Here is a 20,603-nt window from a genome sequence, read left to right as displayed (position 1 = left end):
GCCCCATGTCCCCGCCCCCGGCGCCGGGCCTACCGTGGGCGTCCATGGAACCCCGTACGCCGGAATCCCCCACCCCGGAACCCCGTACGCCCTGGCAGGCGCTCGCCCGGTCCCGCTTCCTCCTCGGCGCCTGGCCGTGGCGGGCCGTCGCGTACCTCGCCACCGGCGTGCTCGCCGGGGCCGCCACCGGTCTCGTCCTCCTCGTCCTCGGGGTCTTCTCCCTGGTCCTCGTCGGGCTGCCGCCGCTCCTGCTCACAGGCCCGGCCCTCGGCGCGCTCGAACGGTTCCGCCTCCGGCTCGTGGACCGGGACCCGGCCCCCGACCCGCACCGCGTCCCCGCCGCCCCCGGCCTCGCCGCCTGGCTCCGGCTGCGGGCGGGGGAGCAGGCGACCTGGCGGGAGTTCGCGTACGCCCTGCTGCTCGCCACCGTCCTGTGGCCGCTCGACCTGGTCGTCCTCGCCGTCGGCGCCGGTCTGCCCCTGGCCCTGATGAGCGCCCCCGTCCAGCTGGCCGCCGACGGACAGGAGGCCAAGGTCGTCAAGGCCCACCTGGTCACCACCTGGCCCGGGGCCTTCGCCGCCGCCCTCCTCGGTGTCGTGCTCCTCGCCGCCCTCGCCCATCCGCTCACCGCCGTCGCCGGGGCCCGCGCCGCCCTCGCCCGCGCCCTGCTCGCCCCGCGCGACGCCCCGGCGGGCGGCATCGGCGAGGTCATCGCCTCCCGGGCCCGGCTCGTCGACGCCTTCGAGGCCGAGCGGCGCCGCATCGAGCGGGACCTCCACGACGGGGCCCAGCAGCGCCTGGTCGCCCTCACCATGACCCTCGGCCTCGCCCGCCTCGACGCTCCGCCGGGACCGCTCGCCGACCAGCTGGCGAAGGCCCACGGGGAGGCCGGGCGGGTCCTGACCGAGCTGCGCGAGCTGATCCACGGCATCCATCCGCAGGTCCTCGCCGACTACGGCCTCGGCCCCGCCCTCACCGACGCCGCCGACCGCTCGGCCGTCCCCGTGGACACCGACGTCGAGCTGCCCCGGCTGCCCCGGGCCGTGGAGAGCGCCGGCTACTTCGCGGGCTGCGAGGCGCTCGCCAACGTCGGCAGGCACAGCGGCGCCCGCCGGGCCCGGATCACCGCCCGGCACGCGCACGGCGTCCTGCGGCTCGACGTCGAGGACGACGGGCGCGGCGGGGCGGACCCGGTCCGGGGGAGCGGTCTGACCGGGCTGGCCGACCGGGTCGCCGTCCTCGACGGCACACTGACGATCACGAGCCCGCCGGGCGGGCCGACCCTCCTCCGAGTGGAGATCCCTTGTCCCGTACCGATCGCTCCGGCGCGGGCCGCCGGCTCCGTGTCGTCCTCGCCGAGGACGGCGTCCTCCTCCGGGAGGGACTGACCGGGCTCCTGGCCCGCTTCGGCCACGAGGTCGTCGCCGCCGTCGGGGACGCCGACGCCCTGCGCGAGGCGGTCGCCGCCCACGACCCGGACGTCGTCGTGACCGACGTGCGGATGCCGCCCGGCTTCCAGGACGAGGGGCTCCGCGCGGCGCTCGCGCTCCGCGCCGAGCGGCCCGGCCTGCCGGTCCTCGTCCTCAGCCAGTACGTGCAGCGCAGCTACGCCGCCGACCTCCTCGACGCGGGCGACGGCACCGGCGTCGGCTACCTCCTGAAGGACCGGATCGGGCAGGTCGAGGAGTTCCTGGACGCGCTGGCCCGGGTCGCGGACGGCGGCACGGTCGTCGACCCCGAGGTCGTGCGGCAGCTGCTGCGGCGCCACCGGGACCCGCTGGCGGCGCTGACCCCGCGCGAGCGCGAGGTCCTGGGCCTGGTCGCGGAGGGGCACTCCAACGGGGCGGTCGCCCGCCGGCTCGTCGTGACCGAGGCCGCCGTCGGCAAGCACATCGGCAACATCCTCGCGAAGCTGGACCTGCCCCCGGCCGAGGACACCCACCGGCGCGTGCTCGCCGTCCTGACCTATCTGAAGGCGTGACCGGGCACGACGAGAAGGCCCCCCGCTTGCGCGGGGGGCCTTCTCCGTCGGTGCGCCGCCAGGGACTCGAACCCCGGACCCGCTGATTAAGAGTCAGCTGCTCTAACCAACTGAGCTAGCGGCGCCTGCTGACAGAGAAAATACTACCCGGTCCCGCGGGGTGCTTCCGACCGCCCCGCGGGAGGGCGGTCAGATCGCCAGCGAGAGGACCACCGGGGCGGCCCTGCGGTTGAGCGTGTCGGCCGCCGCGCGCAGCCGGTGGGCGTGCTCGATCGGCAGGGAGAGCGCCAGACAGCCCACGGACGCGCCCGCCGTCAGCGGCACGGCGGCGCAGACCGTGCCCACCGCGTACTCCTGGAGGTCGAGCACGGGGACGGTGGCCGGCTGGCTGTCGAGCTTGGAGAAGAGGATCCGCTCGCTGGTGATGGTCCGGGAGGTCAGCCGGGCGATCTTGTGCCGGGAGAGGTGGTCGCGCCGCCCGTTCTGGTCGAGCTGGGTGAGCAGGCACTTGCCGACCGCGCTGGCGTGCGCCGCCGAGCGGAAGTCCACCCACTCGTTGACCTTGGGCGTGCGCGGGCCGTCGGCGAACTGGGTGATCTTGACCTCGCCGTCGATGTACCGGCTGATGTAGACGGCCGCGCCGACGGAGTCGCGCAGCTCGGTCAGGGTCTCCTGGAGCTTGGCCTTCAGGGCCTCGCGGCGGGTCAGGCCGGAGCCGAGGAGGACCAGGGAGTCGCCGACCACGTAGGCGCCGTCGGCGACCTGCTCGACGTACCCCTCGCGGCGGAGCATCAGGAGCAGCGAGGAGAGGTGGGCGACGGGGAGGCCGGTCTCGCGGGCGATCTGGGTGTCCGTCACTCCGCCGCCGTGCCGTGAGACCGTCTCCAGGACGCGCAGGGCGTACTGCACCGAGTGGAACGGCGCCGTGGGCTCGGGCTTCAGGGCCACGGTTTCCCCCTACCAGGTTGTGACCGCAAGCTTTCGTACCACGATAACCGCCAAGGACCGTTTGCGGGGCGGCTGTTGGCGAGAATGATGCGGAGGGCCCGGGCCCCCATCTGGGACGCGCCACTCTGGCATATGCCATGGTCACGCTTTCTCCGCAGAACCTCAGGTCAGGGGCGTGCACCCCCGTGCTCGCGCGTACGTTCGGACCGGTCCCGGCGGAAGATTCTCCACCGGGAAACGGACCCGGCGGACCCCCCTCGATGGCCGATAACGCGCGGGGGCGGGGTGGCGAGAACGCGTCACCGCCCCGAGGGGGCGCGCGCGGGGGCGCGAGAAGGGGCGCGTGGCGGGGCGCCGGAGGGGTGCGCGGGGAGGCGCGCGGGGCGCGCGGAGGGGTGCGCGAGGAGGCGCGTGAAGAGGTGTGCGGGGAGGCGTGCGAAGAGGTGTACGGAGAGGTGCGTGAAGAGGCGCGCGGAATAAGCGGAGCCTCCCTCCTGTTCTTCCCTCCATGTATTCGCACGCGTGCCGAGGAGGATCCCGACGGTGACCGACACCATTCGAGGAGAGGCGCGGGGCACCGCCCCCGTACCCCTGTCCGTACTGGACCTGGTGACCGTCGGCAGCGGACGGACGGCGTCCCAGGCCCTCGCCACCAGCGTCGAGCTGTCCCGGCTCGCCGAGCGGCGCGGCTTCCACCGGCACTGGGTGGCCGAGCACCACTCCATGCCCGGGGTCGCCTCCTCCTCCCCGGCGGTCATCCTCGCCCACCTCGCCGCCCACACCCGGCGCGTCCGGCTCGGCTCGGGCGGCGTCATGCTGCCCAACCACGCCCCGCTCGTCGTCGCCGAGCAGTTCGGCACCCTGGAGGCCCTCGCCCCGGGCCGGGTCGACCTCGGCCTCGGCCGCGCCCCCGGCACCGACGGCGCCACGGCCGCCGCCCTGCGCCGCACCGACCGGCTGAACGAGGGCGCCGACGATTTCCCCGAGCAGCTCGCGGAGCTGACCCGGTTCCTGGACGACGACTTCCCGGACGGGCACCCGTACGCCCGGATCCACGCCGTGCCCGGCCCGGTGCAGGGGCCGAAGGGACGCCCGCCGATCTGGCTGCTCGGCTCCTCCGGCTTCAGCGCCCGGCTCGCCGGCGTGCTCGGGCTGCCCTTCGCCTTCGCCCACCACTTCTCGGCCAGGAACACGATCCCGGCGCTCGACCTCTACCGGGACTCCTTCCGCCCCTCGGAGGCGCTCGACGCGCCGTACGCGCTGATCGGCGTCTCGGCGCTCGCCGCCGACGAGGCCGCGCAGGCCCGCCGCCAGGTGCTCTCCGGTGCCCTCGCGATGCTGCGGCTGCGCACCGGCCGGCCCGGTCTGGTGCCGACGCCGGAGGAGGCGGAGGCGTACGCCTTCAGCCCCGCCGAGCGGGAGTTCGTGGACGGCTGGCTCGCCAACGTCGTGCACGGCACCCCGGACGAGGTCCGCACGGGTCTGGACGACCTGCGGAAGCGGACGGGCGCCGACGAGCTGATGATCACGGCCAACGCGCACGGCGGGGAGGCGCGGCTGCGGAGCTACGAACTGATCGCGGACGCGTACGGGATGCCGGAGCTCGCCGGGTAGTCGGAGGCGTCCGGTCGTCCGGTCCGCCCGTTCCGGGTCGGGGGCCGCCGGGTAAAACCCTGATTTCCGAGGCCGGTTGGTTCACCGTCGAACGAACCCCGGGCCTTCCCTAAAGGAGCCTTAAACCGCTCGTCACCGATGGTGGCGGGCGGTTCCGTTTTGTGCTGCACGCCTCTGACAAGGGCTTTCTCCTGTCAATTGGTCTAGTCCTCAATCTGGTTCAGACCATTGACTCACCGTTCACGCGGCGGTTATCACTGCTCCAGCTCCTGTACGGCACCACCCCGTCCCCCCATCCGGAGGCCGCACGTGCACCCCCGTAAGTCATTGATCGCCGCGCTCCTGAGCTCGGCCCTCGCCGCCGGCGCGCTCGCGGCGACCGCCGGACTCGGCTCCGCCCAGGCGGCCCCCACCTCGACCACCGCCTCCGCGGGCAACGTGCGCATCGCGTACTACGACCAGTGGAGCGTCTACGGCAACGCGTTCTACCCCAAGCACCTCGACACCCGGGGCATCGCGAGCCAGCTGGACGTCATCAACTACTCGTTCGGCAACATCCACCCCACCAACCTCACCTGTTTCATGGCCAACAAGGCCGCGGGCGACGACAACAACCCCAACGCGGGTGACGGTGCGGGCGACTCCTACGCCGACTACCAGAAGTCCTTCAGCGCGGCGGACAGCGTCGACGGCGTCGCCGACAAGTGGGACCAGCCGATCGTGGGCGTCTTCAACCAGTTCAAGGAGCTGAAGGCGAAGTACCCCCACCTGAAGATCAACATCTCGCTGGGCGGCTGGACCTACTCCAAGTACTTCCACGACGCGGCGAAGACGGACGCGAGCCGCAAGAAGCTCGTCTCCTCCTGCGTCGACCAGTACCTCAAGGGCAACCTGCCGGTCGAGGGCGGCTACGGCGGCGCGGGCACGGCGGCCGGCATCTTCGACGGCATCGACATCGACTGGGAGTACCCGGGCTCCTCCGGCGGCCACCTGGGCAACCACTACGGCCCCGAGGACAAGCAGAACTTCACCCTCCTGCTCGCCGAGTTCCGCAAGCAGCTGAACGAGTACGGCGCGGCCAACGGCGGCAAGAAGTACCTCCTGACCGCGGCCCTCCCGGCCGGCCAGGACAAGATCAAGTACATCGAGACGGACAAGATCGGCGCGTACCTCGACTACGCGAACATCATGACGTACGACATGCACGGCGCCTGGGACGGCGACGGGCCGACGTACCACCAGTCCCCGCTGTACCCCTCCCCGAACGACCCGACCGACCCGATCGCGCCGGGCACCGAGAAGTACAGCGTCGACGCGGCCATCGACTCCTGGATCGACGGCAACCCGACCTACGGCATCGCGGGCGGCTTCCCCGCCAACAAGCTGACCCTGGGCTACGAGTTCTACTACCGCGGCTGGAAGGGCGTCCCGGCCGGGACCACCAACGGCCTCGCGCAGACCGCCACCGGCGGCTCCGGCGCCCGCCCGCTCAGCCAGCAGGCCGGCATCGCGCACTACAAGGAGCTCGGCGGCATCGTCGACAACGCGTCGACCACCTTCTGGGACGACCAGTCGAAGTCCTCGTACTTCTACAAGGACGGCGAGTTCTTCACCGGCCTCAACCAGAAGTCCATCCAGGCCCGGGTGGACTACGGCAAGCAGCGCGGCCTGGCCGGCGCGATGATGTACTCCCTGCTCGGCCTGGACAACAACGCCACGCTCCTGAAGCAGATCAACACCGCGCTCGGCGGCACCACCACCGAGCCGACCAACCCGACCACCCCGCCGACGACGCCTCCCACGACGCCGCCGACCACCCCGCCCACCACGCCTCCGACGACCCCGCCGACCACCGGCTGCGGCTCGGTCCCGGCGTACGTGGCCGGCACGGTCTACAACGCGGGCAACCAGGTCTCCCACAACGGCCGCAAGTACAAGGCCAAGTGGTGGACCCAGAACGAGGCCCCCGGCACCACCGGCGAGTGGGGCGTCTGGCAGGACCTCGGCGCCTGCTGAGCCACCGGCCCCCGCCGCACCCCTCATGACCGCTGCCCCCGCCCGGAATGTCCCTCCGGCCGGGGGCAGTTCCATGCCCGGGGGCGGCCCCTGCCGGGGTGGGGCGGGGCGCGCGGATCAGGCCGGCAGGGGCTCCGTGCCGATCAGCTCCGCGATCCGGTCCGGGGCCACCGCCCGCGAGTACAGCCAGCCCTGCCCCGTGTCGCAGCCGATCCGCCGCAGCCGGCTGGCCTGCCCCGCGGTCTCGACGCACTCGGCGGTGACCGTCAGCCCGAGCCGGTGCGCGAGCTGGACGAGCGCCTCGACGATCAGCTCGTCGGCCGGGTTGGCGTGCTCCTCGTCCTGGAAGCCGCGGACGAAGGAGCCGTCCAGCTTGAGCACGGAGACCGGGAGCCGGCTCAGATAGGCGAGGTTCGAGTAGCCGGTGCCGAAGTCGTCGATCGCGATCCGCACCCCCATGTCGCTCAGCGCCTGGAGCGCCTGGAGCGGCCGGCCCGCCGAGCCCATCACGGCGGACTCGGTCAGCTCCAGCTGGAGCAGGTGCGGGGCGAGCCCGGTCTCCGCGAGGATGCCGGCCACGTCCGCGACCAGGTCGGAGTCCCAGACCTGGCGGACCGCCACGTTGACGCTCACGAACAGCGGGCGCTCGCGCGGATGGTCCGTCTGCCACTGCCGGGCCTGACGGCAGGCGGTGCGCAGGATCCAGCGGCCCAGCTCCACGATGGAGCCGTCCTCCTCGGCGATCCCGATGAACCGATTCGGCGCGAGCGGGCCGAACTGCGGGTGGTGCCAGCGCACCAGCGCCTCCACCCCGCGCACGCTCCCGTCGGCCAGGTCCACGAGCGGCTGGTACTCCAGGGCGAACTCCCCGCCCTCCACGGCCGGCCGCAGGGTGGAGGAGAGCGCCTGCCGGGTCATCCGGTGGGCGTTGCGCTCGGGGTCGAAGAGGGTCCAGCGGGCCTTGCCGTCCGCCTTCGCCCAGTACAGCGTGGTGTCGGCGGCCTGCATCAGGGCGGTCGCCGTCGTCCCCCGCCCGGAGCGCTCGACCACGCCGATGGAGGCGGAGACCGAGATCCGCTGCCCGGCCAGGTCGAAGGGGTCCTGGAGCACGTCGAGCACCGCGCGCGCCAGGTCCGCCAGCTGCTCGGTGCCGGTGGAGTCCTCGACCAGGATCGCGAACTCGTCCCCGCCGAGCCGGGCCACCAGATGGCCGCCGCTGCGGGTGTAGCCGTCGCTGTCCGCGCACCCGGTCAGCCGCCCGGCGACGGCGGCCAGGAGCCGGTCCCCGACCCGGTGGCCGAGGGTGTCGTTGACCGCCTTGAAGCCGTCGAGGTCGAGGTAGCAGAGGCCGATCCGCCCTGTTCTGCCATACCCGTGCGACTCGTACGACTCGTGTGACCGGTGCGGCGCGTACGGCTCCGGGGACGCGGCGGTCTCCTGCCGGGCGGCGTCCAGGGCGGCCGAGAGGCGCTCGAAGAAGAGCGCGCGGTTGGGCAGCCGGGTCACCGGGTCGTGCATCTGGAGGTGGCGCAGGCGCGCCTGGAGCTCGCGCCGGTCGCTGATGTCCGCGATCGAGAGCAGGACCCGCCGGCTGCCGGGCACCGGGGCGACGGTGACCTCGGCCCACAGCGAGCGCCCGTCGGCGTGCTTGAGGCGGCGGGTGCAGCGGAAGCGGGAGCGGCGGCCGCCGAGCACCTCCCGGTACGCGTGCCAGGTGCGCCCGTCGGAGGCGAGGTCGACGAGGTCGGCGGCGGCCTGTTCGCGGAGCGTCCCGGCCTCGGCGCCGAGGAGGGCGCCGAGGGAGTCGTTGGCCGCGACGACCACGCCGTCCTGGTCGACGAGGGCCATGGCGAGCCGGGCGACCCGGAAGGCGGCACCGTAGTCGCGGAGTTCGGCCTCCCGGCGTCCGGTGTGACGCTCCGTGAGGGCGGGCTCGGCCGCGCGTGTCTCCGCCGGCTCCGGGTGCACCGGTCCTTCGGGGGTTCCGCTCACCACTCGCTCCCGTAGGGCAGTCGGGCCGGTCGCACGGGGACGGGACGGTCGGCCGAGGAAGAGTGAGCCGATCATAGGGCCAGGCCGGGCGGCCGTTCCAGCTCCGGGGTGCGCCCGGGGGCCGCCCGGCGCTGTGAGGATCCCCACCGGAGCACCCTGCCCGATCGTTTCTGCCCGGCTCTGACACGGGTCGATGACGGGGTGACCGAATGTGACTTTCCGTGAACCGATCCACGTCCGTGTCGCGTCGACGCGGCGTTGCGCACTCACCCGACCGGGGCAGTGGAAACGTGCGAAATTAAGCAAATCATCACAAGGTGGGTGGGATGTCCCGCATTCGTGATCCGGAGGTCCATGTGAGGGGTCAGCAGCCACCCGGGGGAGTGGAGCGGCGTCCGCGGCTGCGCGCCGGCGCGGCCGCCTTCACCTCGCTCGCCGCCCTGGCCGCCACCGGGCTCGTCGCGGGCCCCGCCGTCGGCGTGCCCGCGGCGAACCCCTGCGCCCTGCCCCGCACCCAGGCCCACCACTCGCTCGGCCTCGACACCTGGAACGGCTCGTACCCCCGCCCGGACCGGGACCTCGACGCGGTCGTGGTCTTCCTGTCCTTCCCGGACTCCGAGCCGCTCACCACGCCGGCCGAACTCGCCGCCGACCACTTCCCCGGCACCAGCGACTTCTTCGAGCGCGCCTCCTACGGGAACTTCACCCTGACCCCGCACGCCCGCACGACGTGGACCCCGATGCCGCGCGAGTCGGGCGCGTACGACATACAGCGGGACTGGGACGCCGGGAAGCGGGCCGAGTACCTCCGCGACGCGATCGCCGCCGCCGACGGGGACGTCGACTTCTCCCGGTACGACATCGTCTACCTGGTCGCGGACCCGGACGCGCCGGGCGTGGACTCCGACGCGACCAAGGTCGTCAACCTGGACCGTCCGCTGGAGGCCGACGGCGCCGAGATCGAGCGGGTCGTCACGGTCTTCGAGCGGCACCCGCCCGACCGCAACGTCCTGGCCCACGAGACCGGTCACGTCTTCGACCTGCCGGACCTCTACCACCGGCCGGAGGACGGCAAGGGCGACTGGGACACCCACGTGGGCGACTGGGACGTCATGGGCAGCCAGTTCGGCCTCTCCCCGGACCTCTTCGGCTGGCACAAGTGGAAGCTCGGCTGGCTCTCCCGCGCGCAGGTGACCTGCGTCCAGGGCCCGGAGTCCCGGGTCGTCGCCCTGGAGCCGACCGACGCCCCGCCCGGCGACGGCGGCACGCTCGGCACCCGGCTCGCGGTCGTCCGCACCGGCCCCGACAGCGTGCTCGCGATCGAGGCCAGGAGCGACGCCGGGAACGACTCCGAGACCTGTACGGAGGGCGTGCTCGTCTACCGGGTGCGCGGCACCACGGCCTCCGGGGACGGTCCGGTCGAGGTCGTGGACGCCCATCCGCGCACCGAGGCCTGCTGGGAGCGCTCGGTCTACGCGCCGCTCGCGGACGCCCCGCTGGAGGAGGGCGAGACCTTCACCGTGCCCGGGACCGGCGTCCGGGTCGAGGTCATGGACCGGTCGGGGTCGGACGTCTGGACGGTCAGGGTCACCCCGACGGGCCGGGACTGACCCCCGCCCCCTCGCCCCCCGTGCCCTCCGCCTCCTCCGCACACGAAGAAGCCCCCCGCTCGCGCGGGGGGCTTCTTCCGTCTGTGCGCCGCCAGGGACTCGAACCCCGGACCCGCTGATTAAGAGTCAGCTGCTCTAACCAACTGAGCTAGCGGCGCCTGCTGACGTCGTAGACATTAGCACCCGGATCGGCGGGAGGAAAAATCGATACCCGCACGTCGGCGGCGGAGACCGCCCGGACGGCCCGCACGCAGGCCCAGAGCACGACCTCGGGGCCGGGCAGCCAGGGGTGGAGGGTGTCGGGGGCCACCAGCCAGCGGGGCCCGGCGGAGCCGGAGGGCACGAGCGGCGGCACGGTCACCGCGTCCCCGAGCCCGTGGCAGAGCGGCCGGGGCACCGCGTCGCCCCACTCCTCCCAGTCGAGCAGGGCGGGCAGCCGCTGGGCCGTGCCGGGCGCGGCGAACAGCATCATCCGGCCCCGGTGGACCGCGACGGGCCCCGATCCCGGGCCCTCCGTCCACAGCTTGTCCAGCATCCGGCGCCCGAAGACCGGGTCCACGTTGACGACGTCGAAGACCGTCCCGCAGGGCAGCGCGGCGGCCGAGGCGGGCCGGGACTCCCAGCGGGTGAGCGCGGCGCCCCGCCCGCCGGCGGCCGAGGCCAGCCAGGAGGCCCCGTCGGCGGTCACCCGGGCGGTCTGGTGCCGCCCCTCGTCGCCCTCCCGGAGGAACCGGAACATGTCGTGCGGGGTCTCTTCGCGCAGCCACGTCGTCATGCGTCCAGGTGTACCGGGAGTGACGGGACGGTTTCCCAGGGTTCCCGGAAATCCTGACAGGAGATGCGGGCGGGGAGTATCGTGCGCCCTCGGCATATGCCAGGGGTGGTTTTTCAGTCACCACGCAGGCCTCCGGCCACACGCGCCCCCGTCTCGCGCCCCCACGCTCCAGAACGACGCCCGCGCGCCCCGAGAGCCGTCCGGGCCGCTCGCGCGCCCCCGCTCAGTCCTCCGCGGACCGCCCGCCCGGAACGACGCCCGCCGCCCGCTCAGTCCTCCGCCGGCCGCCCGCCCGACCGGATGAGGTCGCGGCCGAACTCGATCATCTTGCGGGCGTAGTCCTCGGTCCACTGGGCCCGCTCGGCGACGTCGGCCACCGTCAGCCGGTCGAACCGGCGCGGATCGGCCAGCTGCGCCGCCGCGATCGCCTGGAACTCGGTCGCCCGGTCCGTCGCCGCCCGGAAGGCGAGCGTCAGCTCCGTCGCCCGGGACAGCAGCTCCCGCGGGTCCTCCAGCGACTCCAGGTCGAAGAAGTGCTCCGGATCTGCGGACGCCTCGGCAGGCTCGAAGATCAGCGGCGCCGGCCGAAGCCGCCGCTGCCCGCTCCGCTCCGCGGATTCCGCCATCATCGTTCTCCTCTTCGCACAGGTCCCGCACGGGCACGCCCGCGCACGGCCGGGCCGCGCACGGACACGGCCCGGAGACCCGGGCCGCCATCCATTGTCCCGCGCCCCGCAAGGGCGCGAACCTCCGACCGCGCGCCCCGGGCTCACGGCGCCCAGGCCACCCGGTGTTCCCCCAGGTGGGAGAGGACCGCGTGGTTCGCCTCCCAGCCGTCGGGGAACGAGACCGCCGCGCCCAGCCGGACCGGTTCCGTCGACGGGTGCTCGTCCAGGAGGTCCGCCACGCCCGCGCGGCACACCACCACGCACGCGTGCCGGTGCCGGGAGGCCAGCACGCACAGACGGCCCGTCTCCAGGTGGAAGGCGGTCGCGTCCGGGCGGCCGGACAGCGGGTGGAGGACCACCGTCACGTCGTACTCGCGCCCCTGGAGCCGGTTCGCGGTGTCCACCGTCACCCCGGACACGCCGAGGTCCGCGAGCGCCGCCCGGACCGCCGCCGCCTGGTCGCGGTGGGCGGTGCCGACCGCGATCCGGTCGGGGGTCAGGGGCACGGGGTGCTCCGCGCGCTCCGAGACCGCCGCGCCGCCCCGGTCCAGGAGCCGCCGCACCACCAGGGCGATCGCGCCCACCGCCTCCGGATCGGTGCGCGGGGTGTGCCGGGCCGGGAGTTCGAGCAGGCCCCAGCCCGACTCGGCCGCCTCGTCCAGGACCCGGTCCGGTCCCGACCCGTCCGACGGCACCCCGAAGGACAGCCTCCGGTCCCCGTGCCCGGTGCCGCTGCGGAACGGCGTGTACGGGTAGAACGCGTCCGACACCAGCGGCGCCGCCGACGCGGGCAGCCGCCACGACACCGGCAGCCGGTGCTGCGGCAGCTCCGGATTGTGCGCGAGCAGGGTCGAGACCGCGCTCGCGGACGGGTCGTACGTCAACCCCGCCCACTGCTCCGCGCCCACCACCGAGAACGGGTCCAGCTGCCCCGGGTCGCCCACGAACAGGGCCCGCTCGAAGAGCCCCGCCACCGCGAGCAGCGCGTCCGACCGCATCTGGTACGCCTCGTCCACGATCGCGTGCGCCCACGGCTCGACGTTCTTCACGTGCCCCCACTTGGCGGCCGTCGAGATCACCACCGGAAGCCCGGCCAGGTCGCCCGCCTTCGCCGACTTCCGTACGTTCTCCAGGTCGTCGAGCGCCTTGTCGTACGGGTCGGAGTCGCTGGAGTGCAGCCGGCCCACCTCCAGCTCCGGCTCCTTCTCGGCCAGCCGCAGCACCAGGTCGTCCACCTGCGCGTTCGTCTGCGCGACCACCATCAGGGGGCGGCCGGCGGCGGCCAGTTCCAGGGCGGCCCGCACGACGAGCGTCGACTTGCCCGCGCCCGGCGGGGAGTCCACCACCACGCCCCGCGCGCCGCCGTGCAGGGTGTCCGCAAGGATGGCGGCCGTCGCCCGCCCGGCCTCGGCGGAGGGATCGAACACGGTCACGGCACGTCCTCGGGGGTCACGGGGTCGAACACGGTCACAGGACGTCCTCGGGGGTCACGGGGTCGGGCAGCTCCACGGCGTCCGCCCGGGGCGGGCCGCCGTGCGTCCAGGGCGTCTCCTCCGGGTCCGGCAGCGCGGGACCGACCCGCTGGTCGTGCTCGAAGAGCGTCCAGGCGATCCGCTCGCCCTTCTCCGGCACCGAACCCTCCGCCGGCTCCTTCGACCGGCCCATCCGGTCCAGGACCCGGAGCACCAGAGGGCCGTCCTCCTCGTACCGCACGAACTCCGCCGCCTGCGGCTTCCCTCCGAGCGAGCGGTACACCCGCGTCCCCGCCTCCAGGTGCGGCCGGTCGTCCGTGCGGACCGTCAGCAGCGGCCGGGGCGCGGGCCGCTTCGACTCCGTCCACGCCATCGTCACCTCCACCACCTCCGCCGCGAACGCCTCGCCCGCGAGCCGCCGGCCCGCCAGGACCAGCGGATCGTCCAGGGCCTCCTGCGCCTCCAGCTGGCCCTGCGCCTGCTCGCGCGCCGCGAGCTTCCGCGCCGCCGTCACCGCGTCGTCCCGGCGCGGCTGCGGCGGCTCGCCGGCCGCGACCCGGTCCCGGTGGGCGGTGAAGGACCAGCGGTCCCGGGTCCAGCGGTCCCCGACCCTGGCCCCCTCCGGCAGCTCCCGCAGCAGCCCGACCGCCCGCCACACCGCGTCCCACGTCGGCTTCAGCTGCGAGACGACGAGCCGGCGCACCTCCCGCTCGGCCGCGAGCAGCTCGCCGAGGGCCCGCTCGGCCGCCTCGGCCTCCTCGGCCGCGCCGGACGCCTGCCGGGCCCGGTCGTACCGCTCGATCGCGGGCGCGAGCAGCCGGTTGTCGAAGGCCGGGTCCGTGGCGGGCCCGGCGGGCGGGCAGAAGAGCTGCCCCCGCTCGTCCCGGCCCGCCTCCGCGTGCAGCGCGCCCTCCCGGCCCGGCACCCCGTCCTCCGGGTCGATCCAGGCGAGCAGCGCGCCCAGGTGCTGGTCCTCCAGGGACGACTGGCCGGTCGCCCAGTGCCGGTTGAGCAGGTCGGTCGCCGCGAGCAGCAGCGACGAGCCGGGCACCCGGGCCCGCTCCCCGAAGTGCGTCAGCCAGCGCCCGAGCAGCGGCACCCGGGGCGGCGCGGGGAACGGCGTCTCCGGGTCCTGCTCGGCCGTCCGCCGGAACCGCGTCGACCGCCCGAGCATCCGCACGTACTCGACGCCCGCCTGGCTCGGCACGATCAACTGCGGCGCGTCCGAGCACAGTTCGACCTCGACCCGCACCTTCTTGCCGGTCTCGGCGTCCGTCTCGTTCCTTTCCACCAGCTCGACGACGTCCGCGAACGCGTCGACGTACGGCAGGACCTCCTCGGCCAGGTCTGCGAGGAACGCGAACCGCAGGTCGCGGTCGCGGGGCTGGGGCACCACCAGGAGCCTCGGCTCCCCGGGGTCGGTGCCGACGAGCGCGCCCAGCGGGGCGCCCGCCTCACCGGCGGTGGTCAACGGCACCAGGACGAGCGGCCGTTCGGACACCCGCCGGTGCCGCACGGTGGCGAGCGGCTGCGCCCGGCCCGACTCGACGGCCTCCATCCGGGCCAGCGTGGAGATCAGCGACATGCGAGGCCCTCCCGGGGCGCGGTGCGGGAAAGGGACGTCAGCAGGGGCATTCGACGTGCTCCCGGGGGATGCGGGCGGGCGCCGACGCCAGCGCCTCCTCGCGCAGGGCCCTGGCCCGCCGCAGGGCCGCCACCGCCGGGTCGTCCGGGTCGCCCGCCTCGCCGCGCGCCGCCGCCAGGACCGCGCCGACCGTCGTCAGACCGCCCAGCTCACCCCGTACCGAACGGCCCAGGGTCTCCACCGCGCCCGCCTCCCGCGACCGCGACCGGCAGTGGAAGGCCAGCTCGCAGGCGGCCAGGCACTCCGGCGCGTACTGGTGGGGCACGGACTCCACCGACGCCGTCAGCTCCTCCGGCGAGCGCTCGGCCACGTCGAAGTCGACGCCCTCCGGCAGGGCGTCCGCGATCTCGTCGATCCGGGTGAGCCGGTCCAGCTGGCGCCGGGTCACCGACCGCTGCTTGCGCACGTCGACGACCGAGGCCGTCGGCACGTTCGAGAAGTCCTTCGGGCAGACGAGGAGCACCGAGTGCGCCACCCGCGCGCCCTCCGTCACCGCCGCCACTCGCTCCAGGGCCAGCACGTACACGGCGGCCTGGCGGGCCGCCGCGCCCACCTTCGCCGCGTCGGCCGAACCGTCGATCGTCGGGAAGGACTTGATCTCGACCACCGTCCAGCCGCCGTCCGGGCGCACCACCACCGCGTCCGGCTCCAGGTAGACCGGCGAACCCGCCACCTCCAGGGCGAGCAGCGGATGGTCGAGCAGCGTCCACGCCCCGGAGCCGGTCGCCTCCCGCAGCGCGAGCGCCGTGCGCGCCACCCGGCCCTCGGGCCCGGCCGCCGTCAGATCGGGCACGGCCACCCCGCCGGGCTCCTCCACCCCGAGCAGCCGCAGCAGTTCGCGGCCGCCGTCCGCCTTCACCTTCGCCTCGAAGGAGTTGCCCCGCACGATCGCGAACTGCGACTGCCCGAAGGGGGCCGGGGAGCCGAGCTTCGCGGCGAGGGCGGACTTGTCGACCCCGGCGCCGTCGAGCAGGGCCCGCCGCCGGCAGCCGGGGTTGGCCGCGAGCGCCGCGAGCGCCCGCGCGTCCAGCGGACGCGGCGCGTTGGCCGGTCCGCGCAGCTCAGCGAGCCGCTGCCGACGTGTCGTCTGCGGCAGTGGCGGCAGACCGTTGTCCGGGGATGTGCTCACCCGCCGAAGTCTCGCATCCCCCACTGACAACCGGAGGGGCTTCCCCCGTTCCCGCCGTCCCACCCGTCGTTCCGCCCGCCGTCCCGCCCGTCGTTCCGCGCAGCCGGTCGACCACCCGCAGCGCGTGCGGCGCCAGCAGGAAACCGGCCCCCATCACGGCCGCCCCCGCGACCGCGTCCAGCAGGTAGTGGTTGGCCGTGCCCATCACCACCACCGTCGTGAGCAGCGGATACGCCACCCCGAGCGCCTTCGTGAGCGGAGTCCGCCCGTACCGCCACAGCATCACCCCGCACCACAGCGCCCACCCCACGTGCAGACTGGGCATCGCCGCGTACTGGTTGGTCATCCCGCCGAGGCCGCGCGGCGCGCTGGCCTCGCCGCCCCACCAGCCGTACGCGCTGAAGTGCGCCATCGTGTCGGTGAATCCGTGCGCCGCGTCGAGCAGCCGGGGCGGGCAGGTCGGCAGCAGCGTGAAGCCGACGAGCCCCAGCAGGGTGGCGGCCATCAGCCAGGCGCGGGCCGCCCGGTAGTGCGCGGTCCGCCGCCGGAACAGCCACACCAGGACCGCCGGGGTGACCAGGTAGTGCAGCGTGGCGTACGCGAAGTCCGCCGGTATCCCGAGCGCGGGGACGTCCGTGAACAGCCGGTTCAGGGGGCGCTCCGCGTCGATCCCGAGCAGCCCCTCCAGGCGCAGGATCGCGAGCCCGTGGTCGACGGCCGTGGCCTCGTCGCCCCGCACGAGCAGCCGCCCGCCGGTGTAGGCCGCGTACACGACGCCGATCAGTGACAGCTCGGCCCACCAGCGTGGCTCGCGCATGGACAAGGTCCCTCCCGTAAGGCGTACGGCCCGGGGGAGGGGACGCCGGACGGCACCCGGAGGTTGCCCGCGTGTCGCCCCGAATTCGGTTGGGCGATGATGGAAGGAGCACGTCCGCACCGCGAACCTCTGGAGAGCCTTCCCATGGCACCGCGCATCCTGCTCGCCCGGCACGGCCAGACCGAGTGGTCGCTCCTCGGCCGCCACACCGGCAGGACCGACATACCCCTGCTCGAAGAGGGGCGGCGCGGCGCGAAGCTGCTCGGCGAGCGCCTCCACCGCGGCCCCTGGCAGGGCCTGCCCGGCACGGAGGTGCGCACCAGCCCCCTGGTCCGGGCGAGCGAGACCTGCGCCCTCGCCGGCTTCGGCGACCGGGCCGAGCCCTGGGACGCGCTGATGGAGTGGGACTACGGGGCGTACGAGGGCCTCACCCCGCCCCAGATCAAGGAGCGGCAGCCGGACTGGTTCATCTGGCGCGACGGCGTCCCCGGCGGCGAGACCCTGGCGCAGCTGTCGGACCGCGCCGACGGGATCGTGGAGTGGGCCCGCTCCGCCGACCGCGACGTCCTGGTCTTCGCCCACGGGCACATCCTGCGCTCCATCGGCGCCCGCTGGCTCGGCGAGGACGTCTCCTTCGCCGCCCGCATCCGCCTCGACCCGACGAGCCTGTCGGTCCTGGGCTGGGCGTACGACGCCCCGGCGATCGAGCGCTGGAACGACACCGGGCACCTGGAGCAGTGACGGCCCCGTACCGCCGGGCACCTGGGGCGGTGACGGCCCCGTACCGCCGGGCACCTGGGGCGGTGACCGCCTCTCCGCGTGCTCCTCAGCGGACGGCCGCCAGCACCCGGCCGGTCTCCGCGAGGAGTTCGCGGATCCGGGCCGAGGCGATGCCGTCGAGGGAGTCCACCACCCGCCGTGCCTCCTCCGCCGCCTCGTCCGGACGGCCCGCGTGCGCCAGGTCCCTGGCGAGCTGGGCGCGGTAGAGCGCGAGGTTCCGGGCGAAGTGCGGGTTCTGCAGGACCGTGGCCCGGTGGGAGTGGCGGACGGCCCGGCCCCAGTCGCCGAGCACCGCCCGGCACTGGGCCTCCTGCGCCTCCCGCTCCGGCTCCCCGAAGAAGGACATCCACTCCGGGTCGCCGTCGGCCGGGCCCCGCTCGAAGAAGGCGTGGGCGCGGCCGAGGGCCCGCTCGCAGGCGGACCGGTCGCCCAGCGCCGCCCACGCGCACGCCTCCCGCAGCGACAGCAGCGACAGCAGCCGGGCCGAGTCCAGCGACCGCGCGGCCCGCAGCCCGGCCTGCGCCGCCCGCACCGCCTCCCGGTACCGGCCGGTGTCCCGGGCCAGGAACGACGTGTTGCAGAAGGCGTGCGCCTCCAGCGCGGCGTTTCCGGAGGTTCCCGCCACGCGCGCGGTGGCGAGGGCCTCCGCGTAGTGCGAGCGCGCGTCCTCGTGCCGCCCCGAGTCGTGGGCCAGCCAGCCGACGGAGAGGGAGAGTTCGCCCGCGCCCGCGTGCAGCCGGTCCTCGGTGGAGCGGCGGGCCGCGGTGCCGGCGTCGAGCAGCGCGTACGCGGTGCGGAGCGGCTGGGCGGCCACCTTGTAGAGCCCGTCGGCGCCGTGCCGGTCGTCGAGCAGCCGGATCCGCCGCACGGCGTCCTCGACGGCCCGCACCTCGGTCTCGCCGATCCGGTGGGTCCCGCGGGGGCTGGGGATCGCGACGGCGGGGCCGCCGACTCCCAGCGAGGCGGCCGCCAGGGCGGCGGAGCCGCTCGTCATGAATGCGCGACGCAGCACGTCGCTCTCCTCATCGTTCCGGGTCGTGGAGGCGCCGGGGGGCGACGTCCCGGCCGGGACGGTCCGCCGCCGGCCGCGCACCGTCTCCCGCGCGGAGAAGCCCAGGTCGGAGAGGCCGAGTCCGGGGAACATGTGCAGGAAGACCCGCTCGTACGCGTAGTTCGGGCAGCGGATCTCGCCCGCCTCCACGCGCCCGATGTAGCGGGCGTCGCACGCGACCTGTTCGCCGATCTCCCGCGCCGCCCGGCGGACGGCCGCGGCGAACTCCGCCGGCGACTGCTGTCCGCGGAGCCTGCGGAAGGCGAGGTTGGGAACTGCCCGTGACACCGCCATGGCCGAGCCCTCTCCTGGTGCTGCCGGGTGGTCCGGCGGCAGAAACGTACCCGCTGTGACCGGACGCCTACGCAGAGTTTGGCTACAAATCGGATATCTCGCCTGCGATCTGCCATGAACTGCCATCCTTTGCGGCGGGAAACCGCCGTAGCCGTTGACGCGCAGGGGCGTTGAACCGTAGGGAGAGACGAAACGTGTCTCCTCATGGAGCGAGGAGGGGTCCCATGTCGGAGATCGGTTCACAGTCGGCCGCTCGGCCCGCGCCCGCCCCGGGCACCGCCGGGGCCGAGTCCGCCGCCGAAGCCTGGGACCTGGTCACCGTTCCGGTCCGCCAGGGCCTGGAGGCCGTCGACATCCTGCGCCGCGCCGGCGCCCCCGCCGTGGGCCCCGTGGTGCACGACGGGACCTGCGACACCCTGGGCTTCCTGGTGCCGCCCGGCACCGCCGCCGCCTGGGACGTGCCGGGCAGCGCCTGTACGCGCACCTCGGGGCGCGGCCTCCGCCTCCCCGAGCTGCCGGAACTGCCCGAGCTGCCGGAATCGGCCGGCGGCGCCCCCCGCCCGGCCGGCTGGCTGCTGCCCCCCGGCGACACCGACCCGGTCACCGACCCCGTCGTCCTGCGCCGGGCGCTCGGCGAGGCGGCCCGGCTCATCGAGGCCGCCGACGGCTGTCGCTGAGCCCGCTGAGCCCGCTGAGCCCGCTGAGCCCGCTGAGCCCGCGGAGCCCGCCCGGCGGGCCCGCGCGCACCCTCCACGGTCCGATCGTCCGATAATGGACCGATGGCCAGGAACAAGCAGCGTGACCGGGCGGCGGCGGCCCCCCTCAGCGAGACCGTCGACGGCGGCCTCGCCGAACTCGTACCCGACCGGGAGCGCCCGCGCGCCTGGACGCTGCTCGTCGACGGCGCCCCGCAGTCGCACGTCGACCTGGACGACCCCGCGTACCTCTCCTTCGAGTACCAGCGGCGCCTCGGCCACGCCGTGGACCTCGCCGCCCCGCCGAACCGCCCGCTCCAGGCCGTGCACCTCGGCGGCGGCGCCCTCACCCTCGCCCGGTACGTCGCCGCGACCCGGCCCCGCTCCACCCAGCAGGTCGTGGAGCTCGACGAGCCCCTGGTGCGGTTCGTCCGCCGGGAGCTGCCGCTCGACCCCGGCGCCCGCGTACGGGTCCGCTCCGCCGACGCCCGCGCCGGCCTCGCCAAGGTCCAGGACGGCTGGGCGGACCTGATCATCGCGGACGTCTTCGGCGGAGCCCGTACCCCCGCCCATCTGACCAGCACCGAGTTCCTCGCCGAGGTGCGGCGGGCGCTGCGGCCCGGCGGCCTCTACGCGGCGAACCTCGCCGACGGCCCGCCGCTGGCCCATCTGCGCGGCCAGATCGCCACGGCCGCCGCCGTCTTCCCCGAACTGGCGCTGACCGCCGACCCGACCGTGCTGCGCGGCCGCCGCTTCGGCAACGCGGTCCTGCTCGCCTCCGACCGGGAGCTCCCGGTCGCCGAACTGACCCGCAGGGTCGCCACCGACCCGCACCCGGGCCGGGTCGAACACGGGCGGGCCCTCGCCGACTTCGCCGGGGGAGCGGCCCCGGTCACCGACGCGAGCGCCAAGCCGTCACCGGCCCCGCCCGCCTCCGTCTTCCGCTAGGGGGTGTCCGGAAAGTCCCGCACGGCGCCCACGGCGCCCGGCACGCACTCTCGCCACACCGGGCGAAAGCCCGAGTACGCCCAGTACGAGCGCTTCCGCCCGGCGTACCGACAGCACGCACCGGACACCGCGGACACCGCACAGGACTTTCCGGACACTCCCTAGGGG

At 74.6% G+C, this 20,603-nt stretch carries 17 protein-coding genes and 2 tRNA genes; 8 read left to right on the top strand and 11 right to left on the bottom strand.

What is annotated here, in order from left to right:
- Positions 1–44 precede the first annotated feature (44 nt).
- Together ADL08_RS12885 and ADL08_RS12880 are read left to right on the top strand one after the other, a co-directional pair.
- A complete protein-coding gene (locus tag ADL08_RS12885; RefSeq protein WP_053642302.1) occupies positions 45–1,388 on the top strand; it encodes a sensor histidine kinase in 1,344 nt (447 codons plus the stop codon).
- Complete coding sequence (locus ADL08_RS12880; RefSeq protein WP_053642300.1) at positions 1,304–1,981, top strand: response regulator; 678 nt, start codon at positions 1,304–1,306, stop codon at positions 1,979–1,981. The genes ADL08_RS12885 and ADL08_RS12880 overlap by 85 nt, the downstream gene beginning before the upstream one ends.
- A gap of 51 nt (positions 1,982–2,032) precedes the next feature.
- On the opposite strand, the gene ADL08_RS12875 is transcribed toward ADL08_RS12880, so the two are convergent.
- Positions 2,033–2,106: transfer RNA gene (locus ADL08_RS12875), tRNA-Lys, on the bottom strand.
- A gap of 64 nt (positions 2,107–2,170) precedes the next feature.
- Entirely contained in the window at positions 2,171–2,929 is a 759-nt protein-coding gene (locus tag ADL08_RS12870) for an IclR family transcriptional regulator (protein WP_053642298.1), read from the bottom strand.
- Between the two features lie 543 nt (positions 2,930–3,472).
- On the opposite strand from ADL08_RS12870, the gene ADL08_RS12865 reads away from it, so the two are divergent.
- A complete protein-coding gene (locus ADL08_RS12865; protein WP_199836994.1) occupies positions 3,473–4,543 on the top strand; it encodes an LLM class flavin-dependent oxidoreductase in 1,071 nt (356 codons plus the stop codon).
- Between the two features lie 309 nt (positions 4,544–4,852).
- Positions 4,853–6,559, top strand: a complete 1,707-nt coding sequence (locus tag ADL08_RS12860) for a glycosyl hydrolase family 18 protein (RefSeq protein WP_053642294.1) — start codon at positions 4,853–4,855, stop codon at positions 6,557–6,559.
- A gap of 117 nt (positions 6,560–6,676) precedes the next feature.
- Here the strand turns inward: ADL08_RS12860 and ADL08_RS12855 are convergent, their stop codons facing one another.
- A complete protein-coding gene (locus ADL08_RS12855; protein ID WP_078967942.1) occupies positions 6,677–8,551 on the bottom strand; it encodes an EAL domain-containing protein in 1,875 nt (624 codons plus the stop codon).
- 326 nt (positions 8,552–8,877) lie between these two features.
- Between ADL08_RS12855 and ADL08_RS12850 the strand changes: the two genes are divergently transcribed.
- Positions 8,878–10,161 carry a M6 family metalloprotease domain-containing protein gene (locus ADL08_RS12850; protein WP_053642293.1) on the top strand — a complete coding sequence of 428 codons (1,284 nt, stop codon included), beginning with the start codon at positions 8,878–8,880 and terminating at the stop codon, positions 10,159–10,161.
- A gap of 84 nt (positions 10,162–10,245) precedes the next feature.
- Here the strand turns inward: ADL08_RS12850 and ADL08_RS12845 are convergent.
- The 7 genes from ADL08_RS12845 to ADL08_RS12820 all read right to left on the bottom strand — a co-directional run bounded on the left by ADL08_RS12845 (position 10,246) and on the right by ADL08_RS12820 (position 16,667).
- Positions 10,246–10,319, bottom strand: a tRNA-Lys gene (locus ADL08_RS12845).
- Positions 10,310–10,936, bottom strand: a complete 627-nt coding sequence (locus tag ADL08_RS34810) for a hypothetical protein (protein ID WP_063885280.1) — start codon at positions 10,934–10,936, stop codon at positions 10,310–10,312. Before ADL08_RS34810 ends, ADL08_RS12845 begins: the two co-directional genes overlap by 10 nt.
- A gap of 269 nt (positions 10,937–11,205) precedes the next feature.
- Positions 11,206–11,562: a hypothetical protein gene (locus ADL08_RS12840; RefSeq protein WP_053642291.1), complete on the bottom strand. Its 357-nt coding sequence runs from the start codon at positions 11,560–11,562 to the stop codon at positions 11,206–11,208.
- A 143-nt stretch (positions 11,563–11,705) separates the two neighbouring features.
- A complete protein-coding gene (locus tag ADL08_RS12835) occupies positions 11,706–13,037 on the bottom strand; it encodes an AAA domain-containing protein (protein WP_053642289.1) in 1,332 nt (443 codons plus the stop codon).
- 34 nt (positions 13,038–13,071) lie between these two features.
- Positions 13,072–14,661 (bottom strand): hypothetical protein, encoded by a 1,590-nt coding sequence (locus ADL08_RS12830; RefSeq protein ID WP_053642287.1) that lies wholly within the window; start codon positions 14,659–14,661, stop codon positions 13,072–13,074.
- A 37-nt stretch (positions 14,662–14,698) separates the two neighbouring features.
- The gene (locus tag ADL08_RS12825) at positions 14,699–15,850 is read right to left on the bottom strand and encodes a hypothetical protein (RefSeq protein WP_053642285.1); all 1,152 of its coding nucleotides are present in this window, start codon (positions 15,848–15,850) and stop codon (positions 14,699–14,701) included.
- On the bottom strand, positions 15,783–16,667 hold the full coding sequence (locus tag ADL08_RS12820; RefSeq protein ID WP_053642283.1) for a phosphatase PAP2 family protein: 885 nt from the start codon (positions 16,665–16,667) through the stop codon (positions 15,783–15,785). The genes ADL08_RS12825 and ADL08_RS12820 overlap by 68 nt, the downstream gene beginning before the upstream one ends.
- Before the next feature lie 144 nt (positions 16,668–16,811).
- Between ADL08_RS12820 and ADL08_RS12815 the strand changes: the two genes are divergently transcribed.
- Positions 16,812–17,408, top strand: a complete 597-nt coding sequence (locus ADL08_RS12815; protein ID WP_053642281.1) for a histidine phosphatase family protein — start codon at positions 16,812–16,814, stop codon at positions 17,406–17,408.
- An 85-nt stretch (positions 17,409–17,493) separates the two neighbouring features.
- Here ADL08_RS12815 and ADL08_RS12810 read toward each other — a convergent pair whose 3' ends face one another.
- Entirely contained in the window at positions 17,494–18,792 is a 1,299-nt protein-coding gene (locus tag ADL08_RS12810; RefSeq protein ID WP_053642279.1) for a hypothetical protein, read from the bottom strand.
- Positions 18,793–19,016: 224 nt separating this feature from the next.
- Here ADL08_RS12810 and ADL08_RS12805 point away from each other — a divergent pair, with 224 nt between their 5' ends.
- Both ADL08_RS12805 and ADL08_RS12800 read left to right on the top strand, forming a co-directional pair.
- Positions 19,017–19,469 (top strand): hypothetical protein, encoded by a 453-nt coding sequence (locus tag ADL08_RS12805; RefSeq protein ID WP_053642277.1) that lies wholly within the window; start codon positions 19,017–19,019, stop codon positions 19,467–19,469.
- Positions 19,470–19,571: 102 nt separating this feature from the next.
- On the top strand, positions 19,572–20,435 hold the full coding sequence (locus ADL08_RS12800; protein ID WP_053642275.1) for a spermidine synthase: 864 nt from the start codon (positions 19,572–19,574) through the stop codon (positions 20,433–20,435).
- The last annotated feature ends 168 nt before the right edge of the window (positions 20,436–20,603 follow it).

This window comes from Streptomyces sp. NRRL F-6492 (assembly GCF_001280125.1).
GTDB lineage: Bacteria > Actinomycetota > Actinomycetes > Streptomycetales > Streptomycetaceae > Streptomyces.
This window is presented reverse-complemented; position numbering and strand designations above follow the sequence as displayed.

Bases quoted from the DNA above. Each gene is read 5' to 3' on its own strand.
- ADL08_RS12885 (WP_053642302.1), top strand. From the start codon at position 45: ATGGAACCCCGTACGCCGGAATCCCCCACCCCGGAACCCCGTACGCCC.
- ADL08_RS12850 (WP_053642293.1), top strand. From the start codon at position 8,878: ATGTCCCGCATTCGTGATCCGGAGGTCCATGTGAGGGGTCAGCAGCCA.
- ADL08_RS34810 (WP_063885280.1), bottom strand. From the start codon at position 10,936: ATGACGACGTGGCTGCGCGAAGAGACCCCGCACGACATGTTCCGGTTC.
- ADL08_RS12840 (WP_053642291.1), bottom strand. From the start codon at position 11,562: ATGGCGGAATCCGCGGAGCGGAGCGGGCAGCGGCGGCTTCGGCCGGCG.
- ADL08_RS12830 (WP_053642287.1), bottom strand. From the start codon at position 14,661: ATGTCGCTGATCTCCACGCTGGCCCGGATGGAGGCCGTCGAGTCGGGC.
- ADL08_RS12820 (WP_053642283.1), bottom strand. From the start codon at position 16,667: ATGCGCGAGCCACGCTGGTGGGCCGAGCTGTCACTGATCGGCGTCGTG.
- ADL08_RS12815 (WP_053642281.1), top strand. From the start codon at position 16,812: ATGGCACCGCGCATCCTGCTCGCCCGGCACGGCCAGACCGAGTGGTCG.
- ADL08_RS12810 (WP_053642279.1), bottom strand. From the start codon at position 18,792: ATGGCGGTGTCACGGGCAGTTCCCAACCTCGCCTTCCGCAGGCTCCGC.
- ADL08_RS12805 (WP_053642277.1), top strand. From the start codon at position 19,017: ATGTCGGAGATCGGTTCACAGTCGGCCGCTCGGCCCGCGCCCGCCCCG.
- ADL08_RS12800 (WP_053642275.1), top strand. From the start codon at position 19,572: ATGGCCAGGAACAAGCAGCGTGACCGGGCGGCGGCGGCCCCCCTCAGC.